Consider the following 12,321-nt stretch of genomic DNA (forward strand, 5'->3'; position numbering starts at 1 on the left):
TGAGGAGAGCTCCGGACCGCACCTCGGGTTTCGTCCGGGGGCTGAGGAGTGCCCCCGGACCTTCCTTTCGGTACCACTCCTGGACGTGAGGAGACCCCAGGAGCGTCTGCCAGGTCTGAGGAGGACCTGGCGGGCTCAGTTGTCCGCGTGTTCCGGCGGCCCGAGGACGTCGTTGGTGACCCGGAGGCCGGCGAACCGCCGCCGCATCGCCTGCTCGTAGCGGGCCGCCAGCGGTGCCTCGGCGACGTACTGCGCGATCACGTGCTCGCCGAACCAGACCCGCACCCGGCGGCGGTGCTGCCTCGACGTCATCTCCGCGATTGCCACTACTTGCTCACCCCGTAACTCTCAGGCCTTGCAACCAGTTGGACTTACTGGTTGTCATGGCAGTAATGGTGCACAGACCGACCGTGACCGCTCTAGGACCTGGACCGGACCTTTGCCGGACCTCTCCCGGACCTCTGGCGGACAAAGCCGATCTGCACCTTGTCGTGGGGCATTCAGTCGAGACAACGTCTGATCTGACGTGAACGGGAGGAACGATGGCGGGTAGGTATACGCCAAAGACGGTCCTGGCGCACCTGATCCAGCGCCGGAACCAGACCTACTCCGAGATCGTCGCCGAGTTCGTCGAGCTGGGTGGAACCATCACCGAGCGGCACCTGCGGCGCCTCGCATCGGGCGAGCGCGCAGGGACCACTCCACAGACCCGGCGCACCCTGCAACGCATGTTCGGCAAGCCGGTCGAGGAACTCCTCGCTCCGTACGTCCCCGAGCAGGCCGGCCAGGTAGTGCCGGCGGCTGCCACGGGTGGACGGATCACGACAGGTAATGAGATGGAGGTACTCGACATGGCTGCCAGCCGTGCGCGGGCTTTCGCCCTCGCGGCCCAGACCGGTCTCGGAAGCGAGGCCATGGAACAGGTGTACGACGACGTCAGACACGTCGCGAAGGCCTATCCGCAGCGTCCGCTGCCGGAGATCCTCGGCCAGCTGGTCGAGACCCAGGATCTGGTCTTCGCGTTGCTGGAGAGCCGGCAGCGTCCGGAACACCTGCGGCAGCTGTACTTCCTCGGTGGCGTGACCGGCGGCCTGCTGGCCAAAGCGTCGCACGACCTCGGCAACCCGCACGCCGCCCTGACCCAGGCCCGGACCGCCTTCCTGTGCGCCGACAACGCCGACCACCACGGCCTGCGCGCGTGGGTCCGCGGGCTGCAGTCGCTGGTCTCCTACTGGGCCGGCAACCCGCACGACTCGGTCCGGTACGCCCAGCTCGGCGCCGGGTACGCCGAGCAGGCGAACAGCACCACCAGCGTCTGGCTCCCGGTCAGCGAGGCCCGCGCCTGGGCCGCGCTCGGCAACGCCGACGCCACCCGGGCCGCGCTGGAGCGCGCGGAGAACGCCTGGGGCACGGTCGTCGAGGGTGACGACCTGGACGAGATGGGCGGCCTGTGCACGTTCGGCCGCAACCGGCAGCTGTACTACGCGGCCGACGCGCTCGCGTGGCTGCCGGGTGAGCGCGAAACCGCCGAGCGGTACTCCCGCCAGGCCGTCGACGCCTACACCGACCAATCGCACCCCGAGTGGGCCTTCGGCGACGCCGCCGGCAGCCACGCCGCCATGGCCATCACCCGGATCGCGAACGGTGAACTGGACGGCGCGGCCGACGCGATCGCGCCGGTCCTCGGTCTGCCGACCGAGCGCCGGATCAACGGAGTCGTGCACTCGGCCCGCCGGGTGCACCAGGCGCTGCGGCAGTCCGGCCGCGCCGACGACGCCCGGGACCTGCAGGAAGAGATCGAGCTGTTCACCCGGACCCCGATGCAGACCTACCCGCGGTAAACCTGTCGAGGAATAGCATCCCGCCCATGGACCCGCTCACCGGTGCTGGTGTTCGCCTGCGCGATTTCAGGCCTGAAGACCTCGATGATCTGCTCGCCATCACCGGTGACGACCGGGTGACCAACTGGATGTCCTTCGACAGTCATACCCGCGACGACGCCCAGCGGATGCTGGACGGCTGTCTGGCGAGCGCGGCGGCCGAGCCGCGCAAGGTCTACGGTCTCGGCGTCACCCGGATCGACGACGACCGGGTGATCGGCTTCGTCCGGCTCGCCTCCAGTGGCGTCCAGGCGGCCAAGCTGGGCTACATGATCGCCGCCGATCACTGGGGCAACGGCTACGCGACCGACGCGGCCCGCACCGTACTGCGGTTCGCCTTCGGCCCCCTCGCGCTGCATCGCGTCACCGCCGCGATCGGCCCGGAGAACTCCGCCTCGATCGCGGTCGTGAAGAACCTCGGCTTCAGCTACGAGGGCCACCTGCGCCACCACGTCTTCACCAACGGCGCCTGGCGCGACTCGGTCCTCTTCTCGCTGCTCAGCACCGAAACGGCCGCCCTCACCCCGCGCTGAGCTGTTCATCTGGCGCACACCTTCGCGTCATGCCCTCCCTTGACAGTTGCATGTCAGCACAAGGAGGGTGTTCCGCCATGACGTCAGAGCAGCAGGTGCCCGAGTGGGCCGATCCGGCCGTTCCCGAGGACGAGCTGGATCCGCAGGGAGTTTCCCGGCGTGGACTGATCCGCCGGGCCGGCTTGCTCGGCGCAGGGTTCGCCGCTGCCGGCGTACTGGGGAGCACGGAGACCGCGGCGGCGACGAGCGCCACGTCGTACGGGGATGATCCTGAGCTGGTCTATCTGGTCGGGGATCACCATGTGCACAGCCGGTACAGCCATGACGCGAAGTACGACTTCAGCCAGTTGGCCTTGCGGGGGTCGCAGTTCGGGCTGGACTGGATGGCTTTCACGGAGCACAGCAACTTCGGGCATGCGGACAAGGGGGCGCAGGCGGAGAACGCCGAGGTGCTCAAGGCGCGGGCGGAGAACCCGCGGATGCTCGTGTTCCAGGGACTCGAGTGGTACATCCCCGCTGCCGAGCACGGGACCGTCCTGGTCGCACCGGGTGCGAACAATGTGGCCCTGCTGCAGCAATTCGAGCGCGAGTACGACGGCAAGCTCACCGGGCGCTCGACAAGCACACCGGAGAACGAGCAGCACGCGGTGAAGGCACTGGCCTGGCTGGCGGAGCAGAAGCGGACCGGGTTCGTCGACGACGTGCTGGTGTTCGCCAACCACCCGATGCGGCTCGGGATCGACTCACCGCACGAGGTGCGCGGCTGGCGCGACAGTGGCGTCTGCATCGGCATGGAGGGCGCACCTGGTTCACAGGGCGACGCGGATCCGGCCTGGTGCGCATTCCGGGGTACTACGACCAACCAGCGCGGCGAGTACACCAACAATCCCAGCGACGCGAGCTGGCCTGGTTACCCGGTCGACGCCTACCGCACGTACGGCGGGTTCGACTGGGCTACTGCGACCGTGGGTGGACTGTGGGACTCCCTGCTCGCCGAGGGGCGGCTCTTCTCGATCACCACGAATAGCGACAACCACCGGACCATCTGGGACACCTGGAAGGACGGGGAGTTCCCACCCGGCCAGAACTTCGACTCACTGGGCTGGAAGCCGTCTCCGACGGACGCCGGTACGCCGCAGGCCGGCAGCGACTTCTGGCCGGGACAGTTCAGCCGGACTCACGTCGGGGTGACCAAGTACGGCTATCTCGAAGTGATGGCCGGCCTGCGAGCTGGCCGGGTCTGGGTTGACCACGGCCAGTTGGTGGACGGCATCGACGTACGGGTTGCTCCTGTTGGGTCCAGGCAGCGTGGTGCGACTCTCGGCGGGCGTTTGCAGGTCCGCCACAACGAGAAGTTGGAGCTGCGCGTCACGGTGACCAGCGCGACCCGGCCGAACTTCCATGGCCTACTGCCGCGGCTTGCTCACCTGGATGTGATCCGGGGCCTTGTGACCGGCGCGGTGCAGGACCGGGACAGCTGGAAGGCTCCGGACACTCGGGTGGTCGAGCAGGTCGACGTACATCGCAAGACCGGCACCTACTCGTTGCGGATCCCGCTGGGCCGGGCCGAGAGCTCGCACTACGTGCGCCTGCGCGGCAGCGACGGCAACCGGCACGGCGTCGGCTACCTGGGTCGTCAGATCGATCCGGCGGGGCCGATCCAGCACCCACCGGCCGACGGCGATCCCTGGCTGGACACCTGGCTCTACACCAACCCGGTGTTCGTGGACGTGATCCGTTGATCGAAGGCTTGGAGTGGTGGGGAGACTGGCTGTATGGCCATCCCTTCACCCCTGAGCATGCTGGACCCGATGCGGGACGGTCTGGCCCGGATGATCTTGTCGAAGGTTGCCGGTCCGGACCCGTTGGCCGAGCGGGACCGGGTGCACAGCACGCCCGGTCCTAGGTGGTTCGCGCCGGACCGGCCGATCCGGCGCGTCCACGGTGACGCGTCGATGTTCGCCGGTGGGCTGCGAGCGCTACTGCTGCAGTCACTGCACCCGCTGGCGATGGCTGCGGTCTCGGCTCACTCCGGCTATCGAGGTGACCCCTGGGGCCGGCTGCAACGCACCAGCTACTTCCTGGCGATCACGACGTACGGCGCTGAAGCGGATGCCGAGGAAGCCATCGCCCGGGTCAAGTCCGTGCATGAACGAGTCCGTGGGACCAGTCCGGACGGGACTCGCTACCGGGCGTCGGACCCGCACCTGCTCAAGTGGGTGCACGTGGCCGAGGTGGACAGCTTCCTCGCGGCACATCAGCGGTACGGCGCTGCGCCACTCGACGCTGCCGAGCAGGACGGCTACGTGGAGGACACTGCGCGAGTAGCTCGTGCTCTAGGCGTCCTGGATCCGCCTACAACCGTTGTGGAGCTGCGGGAGACCTTGGAGTCCTACCGGCCCGAGTTGCGCGGGACCACCGAGGCCCGAGAGGCGGCGCGGTTCATCCTGGTGCATCCGCCGGTGCCGTTGGCCGCGCGTCCGGCGTACGGGGTGTTGACCGCTGCGGCGGTCGGATTGCTGCCGTCCTGGAGCCGCTGGCCGCTGCGGCTGCCGTACCTGCCGCTGGCGGAGAGCACCATGGTTCGGGTGGCCGGTAGCGGACTGACACGCACGATCCGGTGGGCTTTGGCCTCTCCGACCTTGACTCCAGAGTAGTTTTCTCCCATGTCGAAGCGCCCGGACCGTCCGCTGCCGATCGGTACGCCGGCCGGAGTCGAGGTGCTGACCAAGATCCTCACCCAGGGACCGATCCCGCGGGTCAAGATCGCCCGCCGCACCGGACTCTCCCAGGCGGCCGTCACCAAGGCCGTCGCGCCGCTGATCGATGCGGGCTTCGTCACCGACCAGCCGGGTGCCACCGAGGGCCGCGCCGAGCTCGGCATCGGCCGGCCGGTGAGCCCGCTGACGGTGGTCGCGAACAGCGTGTCCGTGATCGGGCTGAAGGTGACGCCGACCGACCTGATCGGGGTGACCACCGACTTCAAGGCCGGGATCCGCACGGTTCGGCACCAGCAACTCACCGAGCGGACCCCGGCGGCGGTGATCGACCGGCTCGCCGAGCTCGCACACGAGCTGATCGCGACACTCGACGACCAGGCCGGCCCGTTGATCGGCATCGGCGTCGCAGTCTCCGGCGACGTGGACGCGCAGCACGGAGTGGTCCGGGATTCACCGTTCATGGGCTGGCGGGACGTCCCGGTCGCGGCGCTGCTGGGCGAGCGGCTGCAGGTGCCGGTGGTGGTGTCGAACGACGTCCGCGCGCTGACCGTGGCCGAGCACTGGTTCGGGGTGGGCGTCGACGCGGACTCGTTCGCGGTCGTCACGATCGGATCCGGTGTCGGCTGTGGGCTCTACATCAACGGCGAGGTGGTCTCCGGTGCGCACGGAGTGTCGGGCGAACTCGGGCACCTGCCCCTCGCGCCCGGCGATCTGGTCTGCACCTGCGGGCGCCGCGGCTGCGTCGAGACGGTGGCGTCGTCGGACGCGATCCTGGCCCGGGTCCGGGAGACCACCGGGCAGCCGGACCTCGACCTGTCCGGAGCGATCCAGCTCGCGCACGAGGGTGACGCGCATGCCCGCGAGGCCTTCGACCGGGCCGGTGAGGTGATCGGGTCGGCGCTGGCCGCGATGGTGAACCTGGTCGGGCCGGAGCTGGTGGTGATCGCCGGCGAGGGCGTGGCGGACTACGACCTGTACGAGGACCGGATGCGGCAGGCCTTCGCCGAGCACGCCTTCGGGGCGGCCGGCGAAGCGACGCTGATGCTGCGCTCGCACACCTTCGACGACTGGGCCCGCGGTGCCGCCGCCACGGTGATCCGTTCCTACGTTCGCGGCGAACCACCGTTGCACCGTTGACCGGACGTCTGTGTTGCCGGTTGATCGCATAGAGTAAGGCGAGAATCAGTTGAGCCGGAAGGTTAGTTCGGGATGACAGCTGTGGGTGGTCCGGAGGAATCGATCCCCGGGGTCGATCCGGCCAAGCCGAGTATCGCGCGGACCTACGACTATCTGCTGGGCGGCAAGGACAACTTCGCCGTCGACCGCGCACTCGGGGACAAGTTCATCCACGATCTGCCGGGGTCCCGGGTGATCGCGTACGACAACCGTGGTGCGCTGATCCGCGCGGTCCGCGAGATCGTCACCAGTGGGGTCAAGCAGTTCATCGACCTGGGCAGTGGGCTGCCGACCGCGGACAACGTGCACCAGATCGCCCAGGGGCATCAGCCGACGGCGAAGGTCGTGTACGTCGACATCGACCCGGTCGTGCTGAGTCATGGTCGCGCGCTGCTCGCCGAGAACGAGTACACGACGGTGATCGAGGGCGACCTGCGGGACTCGGAGAGGATCTATCAGCACCCGGACACCCAGGCGCTGATCGACTTCGACCAGCCGGTCGCGCTGATCTTCTCGGCGATCCTGCACCACGTGAACGACGACGAGGACCCGGCCGGGCTGGTCAAGTTCTGGGTCGACCGGATCCCGTCGGGCAGCTACGTCTTCATCAGCCACTTCCGCAGCGAGGACGACCCGCGGAGCGCGGAGATGCAGAAGCTGCTGCAGGGGTCACTGGGGCGCGGGCGGTGGCGCACCGACGACGAGCTGCTCGCGTTGTTCGGTCCCGATCTGGAGATCCTGCCGCCCGGGCTGGTGCCCTCGGCCGAGTGGCGGCCGGTCGAGGAGCCCGAAGAGCTCACCGACTGGCAACGCCTCATCGCCGCCGCCTTGGCCATCAAGCCGTAACCTGGCGCTCGTCGTACGGGCCGGGGCCGGGCGTCCGTAGTACAGGCAGGTCTGAGCGTCCTTCCTGCCTGGGCTGGAAGGACGGCTCGGGACGGGCGCGTCAGCTGCGCGCGGCGGCGAGGATCTTGCGCCAGACCTTGCGGTAGGACTCCAGGCCGTCCTCGGCCAGGGGTCCGGTCGGGCCCGCGGTGATGGAGACCCGCTCGGGGATGGTGCCCCAGACCGGGATCTCCTCCGCCGCGTACTGCGCCATCGCCTCCTGGTAGGACCGGGTGTAGGTCCGGGCCGAGCAGATCACCAGACCGACCGGGATCTCCTTCGGCACCAGGTCCAGCACCGCCCGCACCCGGGGCGTCTCGACCCCGCCGACACGGGTCGGGATGATGACGATCCGGGCTCGTTCGAGCGCCTTGTTCAGCAGCCGTTCGTGCGACGGGGGCATGTCGACGACGCCGATGCCCTCCGGCGGCACCTTGTCCAGTGCCTTGGTCAGGAGGCGCTCGGTCGGCGCCTCGGCGATCTCGATCCTGGCCAGGTGGTCGTCGTCGGAATCCGCGATCCAGTCGGCAGCGCTGCCTTGTGGATCCGCGTCGACCAGAGTGGCTGTGCGACGGTTGGAAGATGCCAGCGCGGCCAAGTACACCGACGTGGTTGTCTTGCCGACCCCGCCCTTCAGTGCAGCTGTCACGATGATCATGGAACTGACGCTACCCGGTCTTGTCCGATTTCCGGCGTGTCGTCGGCGTTGCTGAATCGCGTCGTGATAGTTGCCGACGGCGTCGAGCAGTTGCCGGGGCAGCCATCAGGCCGCCCCGACGGGTTACTTCGCGAGCCAGGCGTCGACCTTCGGCTGGTTGTCCTTGACCCACTTCGCCGCGGCCGCGTCCGGGGTCATCTTGTCCTCGGCGATGTACTTGGCGACGGCGTTCTGGTCGGCGTTGGTCCAGTTGAAGTTCTTCACCAGGTCGTACGCCGGGCTGCCGGAGTCGGCGAACTTCTTCGAGACGATCTTGTCCAGGTCGTACGGCGGGTAGTCGCAGGCGATCTTCTCCGGTACGGCGTCACAGCCGGCCTTGTACGGCGGCAGGTCGATCTTCACCAGCTTCAGCTCGTCGAACAGCCACTGCGGCTCGTAGAAATACGCCAGCAACGGCTTCTTCTGGGCCTGCGACTGACGGAACGCCTGGATCAGGGACGTCTCGCTGCCGCTCTGGACCACCTTGTAGTTGAGGCCCAGGTTCTTCACCAGCGCCTCGTCGTAGGTCACGTACGACGGGTCTCCGTCGAGCAACTGGCCCTTGCCGCCGGACTCCGAGGTCTTGAACAACGACGCGTACTTGTTGAGGTTGTGCCAGTCCTTGAGGTCCGGGTACTTCTCGACCATCCACGGCGCCACGTACCAGCCGATGACGCCCTTGACGCCGGTGGATCCGGCCTCGACGGCGACCTTCTGGTCGGTGATGTACTTCTTCTTCAGGTCCGGGTGGCCCCAGTTCTCCAGGTTCACGTCGATCTCGCCGGTCTTGAACCCCTGCCAGGCGATCTCTTCCTTGAGGTTCTTCTTCACCACCTTGCAGCCGAGGTTCTTGGTGGCCACGTAGGCGACCACGGCCGCGTTCGCCTCGTACCCGACCCAGGGGCTCACGGTCAGGTTGAAGGTGCCGCAGGCCTTGCCGCTGGCGGCCGGCTTCTCCGCGTCGCCGACCTTCGCACCGCCACACGCCGTCAGCGCCAGCGCGAGAGCGGTCAGCACACCGGCCGAACGCAGCAGCTTGTTCGTCACCACAGGTTGTCTCCTCATTCAGTTGAACTTCCGGGTCCGCTTGGCCGCGGCCTGCGTGATCCGGTCGAGCATGACACCGAGCAGCACGATCGCCAGCCCGGCCGCCAGGCCCTTGCCGTACAGCTCACTCTGCGCGAAGCCGGCGGCCACGTCGTACCCGAGTGCGCCCGCACCGACCAGGCCGCCGACGACGACCATGGACAGCACGTAGATCAGGCCCTGGTTCACCGCCAGGGTGATCGCCCGCCGGGCGACCGGGAGTTGCACCTTGCTGATCACCTGCCAGCTGCTCGAGCCGACCGAGTTCGCCGCCTCGACCGTCGCGACCGGGACGGCTCGGATGCCGTCAGCAACGATCTTGGTGGTGACTGGTACGGCGAACACCACCGCCGCCGCGATCGCGGTGAAGCGGCTGGTGCCGAACAGGGCGAGGAACGGGACCAGGTACACGAACGGCGGCATCGTCTGCCCCGCGTCCAGGACCGGTCGAAGCCAGCTGTCGGCCCGCTGGTTCCGCCCGGTCCACACCGCGAGAACGATGCCGACAGCAACCACTACGACCGTGGCCAGCAAGGTGGACGCGAGCGTGACCATGCTGTCGTGCCAGACCCCGGTGGCCACCAGCAGACCAAGGCAGATGGCAGCCGGTACTGCGCCGCGCCAGCTCCCGAGCAACGCGGCCAGCGCCACGATCACCACGCTGACGAGCCACCAGGGCGACTCGGTGAGCAGAGCTTCCAGCGGGTTGAGGACGCCATTGGTGACGGCATCGCGTACGCCGTACGTGAAGCCGCCGAAGACGTCCTGCACCCAGGTCGTCACGTCGCTCGCGGCCACGGCGATCTTCGAGCCGATGTTCGCGCTGGTGGGGAACTCGGCGGCCCAGAGGTAGGTGCGGGAGAACCAGACCGCCACCAGGACGGCCACGCCGCCCGCGGCGAGCAACACGCGCCGGCGACGGTTCGCCGTACGCCATGGTCGGTCGCCTGCGGCTGTGGTGACCCGGTCGAGCACGATCGCGATCACCACGATCGCCAGACCGGCGTTGAACGCGACTCCGACGTCGAGCGTCTGCAGGGCCTTCAGGACGGTCTGCCCGAGGCCGGGTGCGTCGATGAGCGCGGCCACGGTCACCATCGACAGCGCCGCCATGATCGTCTGGTTGATCCCGACCACGACCGTACTGCGGGACATCGGCAGCAGGACTTTCACCAGGGTCTGGCCGCGCGTGGAGCCGAGCGAGCGGGCCGCCTCGACACTCTCCTGCGGGACCGACCGGATCGCGTGCGCGGTCAGCCGGACCACCGGCGGCGCCGCGTAAATCAGGGTCGCGATGGTCGCGGCCGCCGGGCCGATCGCGAAGAACAGGGTCAGCGGGGCGAGGTACACGAAGGTCGGCAGCGTCTGCATCAGGTCGAGGATCAGCGTGGCGACCTTGAACGCGCGGTTCGACAGCCCCGCCCAGATCCCCAGCGGGATGCCGACCAGCAGCGAGAGCCCAACGGCCGCGATGGTCAGCGCGAGCGTGTCCATGCTCTCCTGCCACAGCCCCTGCAGCCCGACGAAGGTCAGTCCGGCCGCGGCGAGCAGCGCCACCTTCCAGTTTCCGAAGGCCCAGGCCAGGTACGCCGAGATGGCCACCACGCCGAGCCAGCCGACCACCGGCACGGGCCGCCCGTACGACGGTTGGCTCAGGACGTTCTGCAACAGGATCACCAGGTGGTCGACCGTGATCCGGACCGCATCGAGGACCGCGTTGCCGTTGCCGAGGAAGTCCCGGTGGGCCGTCAGCCAGCGATGCAGCGCCGTGGTCTCCTGGCCGCCGATGGTAAGCGTGTCGATCCCGCTCAGCACGAACCAGGCCGCCACCCAGCCGACGACGAGCACGCCGGCGATGACGCTGCGGCGTGGTTTGCGGACCCGGATCTCGACCGAGCCGGTGATGGACGCCATCTCAGGTGTCTTCGGGGCGGCCGGCGGCGTCGGCGTGGTCTCGGTTGGCGGTTGCCTGGTCGGCGGGGTCCCGGTCGGCGGGGTCCCGGTCGGCGACGACCGCCAGGATCGCCTCGTCGTCGATCACGCCGAGCAGCTGGCCGCCGGAGACGACCTTCACCGGGCGGTCCGACTCGAGCACCAGCCGGGTGGCCTCGCGGACCAGGACGTCGGGGCCGAGCTCGGGGCCGTCCAGCTGCTCGCCGGGCCGGGGCTGCCGGACGATCCAGCGCAGGGTGAGGATGTCGGCCCGAGGTACGTCGCGGACGAACTCGCGGACGTAGTCGTCGGCCGGCGCACCGACCAGCTCGTCGCCGGTCCCGAGCTGGACCGCGGCACCGTCGCGCATCAGCAGGATCCGGTCGCCGAGCTTCAGCGCCTCGGACAGGTCGTGGGTGATGAAGACCATCGTCTTGCCGACCTCGCGGTGCAGCCGGACCACCTCGGTCTGCATCTCGCGCCGGATCAGCGGGTCGAGCGCGGAGAACGGCTCGTCGAAGAGCAGCACGTCCGGGTCGTTGGCGAGCGCGCGGGCCAGGCCGACGCGCTGCTGCATACCGCCGGAGAGCTGCTCGGGGTAGAGCTGCTCGTTGCCGCGCAGGCCGACCAGGTCGATGACCTCCTGGGCGCGGCGGCGGCGATCGGGCTTGTTCTCGCCGCGGACCTCGAGGCCGTAGGAGACGTTGTCGATCACCCGGCGGTGCGGCAGCAGGCCGAAGTGCTGGAAGACCATCGAGAACTTGCTTCTTCGCAAGGCGCGCAGCCGCTTCTCGTCGGCGGCCCGGAGGTCCTCGCCCTCGAAGTAGATGCTGCCCGCGGTCGGTTCGATCAGCCGGGTCAGGCAGCGCACCAGGGTGGACTTGCCGGAGCCGGACAGGCCCATCACGACGAAGACCTCGCCCGGAGCGACGTCGAAGCTGAGGTCGCGGACGGCCGCCGTACAGGAGGTCCGCTGGTAAAGGTCCTCGCGGTTCAGGGCCGCGAGGTCGGGGCGTCGCGGGACGCGGTCCGCCTTCGGCCCGAACACCTTCCACAGGCCCTGGATCGACAGCAGTGCGTCCGACGCTATCGGGTCGGGGTACTCGAGCTGAGCGGTCACAATGGTTCACCCTCGCATCCCGGCCACCGGGTTCGTCGTGAACCGCGACTTTATCGAAGCCCCGGCTCCCCAGCGCCGCCGCGGGTGTCTGATCACTCAACCTTTACCCGCCCCACCCACCCCCAACCGACCCCAACGCACCACCCCAGCAGCCCTTCCCCAGCCCGAACACGATGCACGCAAGCAGTGCGCGATGCGCGGCGCGGACGCCACGCACGCGGTGCGCGCGGCGCGCGCGGTGGGTGCGCTGCCCGCCGCGGGTGCGCGCTGTACCCGCGGAGCGGCTGGGTGC

The 12,321-nt window shown here is 68.9% G+C and carries 12 protein-coding genes; 6 read left to right on the forward strand and 6 right to left on the reverse strand.

Annotation, left to right across the window (positions count from 1 at the left end; all coding sequences use genetic code 11):
• Positions 1 to 135: 135 nt before the first annotated feature.
• Positions 136 to 312, reverse strand: coding sequence for a hypothetical protein (locus ABZ004_RS40210; RefSeq protein ID WP_355687537.1), 177 nt, complete (start codon positions 310 to 312; stop codon positions 136 to 138).
• Positions 313 to 542: 230 nt separating this feature from the next.
• On the opposite strand from ABZ004_RS40210, the gene ABZ004_RS40215 reads away from it, so the two are divergent.
• From ABZ004_RS40215 to ABZ004_RS40240, 6 genes are all read left to right on the forward strand, one after another.
• Complete coding sequence (locus ABZ004_RS40215; protein ID WP_355687539.1) at positions 543 to 1,841, forward strand: XRE family transcriptional regulator; 1,299 nt, start codon at positions 543 to 545, stop codon at positions 1,839 to 1,841.
• Positions 1,842 to 1,867: 26 nt separating this feature from the next.
• Complete coding sequence (locus tag ABZ004_RS40220; RefSeq protein WP_355687541.1) at positions 1,868 to 2,413, forward strand: GNAT family protein; 546 nt, start codon at positions 1,868 to 1,870, stop codon at positions 2,411 to 2,413.
• A 77-nt stretch (positions 2,414 to 2,490) separates the two neighbouring features.
• Complete coding sequence (locus ABZ004_RS40225; RefSeq protein WP_355687543.1) at positions 2,491 to 4,155, forward strand: PHP domain-containing protein; 1,665 nt, start codon at positions 2,491 to 2,493, stop codon at positions 4,153 to 4,155.
• 33 nt (positions 4,156 to 4,188) lie between these two features.
• The gene (locus ABZ004_RS40230) at positions 4,189 to 5,070 is read left to right on the forward strand and encodes an oxygenase MpaB family protein (protein ID WP_355687545.1); all 882 of its coding nucleotides are present in this window, start codon (positions 4,189 to 4,191) and stop codon (positions 5,068 to 5,070) included.
• 9 nt (positions 5,071 to 5,079) lie between these two features.
• Positions 5,080 to 6,270 (forward strand): ROK family transcriptional regulator, encoded by a 1,191-nt coding sequence (locus ABZ004_RS40235; RefSeq protein ID WP_355687547.1) that lies wholly within the window; start codon positions 5,080 to 5,082, stop codon positions 6,268 to 6,270.
• Between the two features lie 72 nt (positions 6,271 to 6,342).
• On the forward strand, positions 6,343 to 7,155 hold the full coding sequence (locus ABZ004_RS40240; RefSeq protein WP_355687549.1) for an SAM-dependent methyltransferase: 813 nt from the start codon (positions 6,343 to 6,345) through the stop codon (positions 7,153 to 7,155).
• A gap of 100 nt (positions 7,156 to 7,255) precedes the next feature.
• On the opposite strand, the gene ABZ004_RS40245 is transcribed toward ABZ004_RS40240, so the two are convergent.
• The 5 genes from ABZ004_RS40245 to ABZ004_RS40265 form a co-directional block, all read right to left on the reverse strand.
• Positions 7,256 to 7,852, reverse strand: coding sequence for a ParA family protein (locus ABZ004_RS40245; RefSeq protein WP_355687551.1), 597 nt, complete (start codon positions 7,850 to 7,852; stop codon positions 7,256 to 7,258).
• A 123-nt stretch (positions 7,853 to 7,975) separates the two neighbouring features.
• Complete coding sequence (locus ABZ004_RS40250) at positions 7,976 to 8,938, reverse strand: ABC transporter substrate-binding protein (protein ID WP_355687552.1); 963 nt, start codon at positions 8,936 to 8,938, stop codon at positions 7,976 to 7,978.
• A gap of 18 nt (positions 8,939 to 8,956) precedes the next feature.
• A complete protein-coding gene (locus tag ABZ004_RS40255; protein ID WP_355687554.1) occupies positions 8,957 to 10,891 on the reverse strand; it encodes an ABC transporter permease subunit in 1,935 nt (644 codons plus the stop codon).
• 1 nt (position 10,892) lies between these two features.
• Positions 10,893 to 12,029, reverse strand: coding sequence for a glycine betaine/L-proline ABC transporter ATP-binding protein (locus tag ABZ004_RS40260; protein ID WP_355687555.1), 1,137 nt, complete (start codon positions 12,027 to 12,029; stop codon positions 10,893 to 10,895).
• A gap of 103 nt (positions 12,030 to 12,132) precedes the next feature.
• Positions 12,133 to 12,321, reverse strand: a 189-nt coding sequence (locus ABZ004_RS40265; RefSeq protein WP_355687557.1) for a hypothetical protein, incomplete at its 5' end; no start/stop codon positions are given.

Origin of the sequence: Kribbella sp. NPDC006257 (genome assembly GCF_040613535.1) — a bacterium.
Lineage (GTDB): Bacteria > Actinomycetota > Actinomycetes > Propionibacteriales > Kribbellaceae > Kribbella.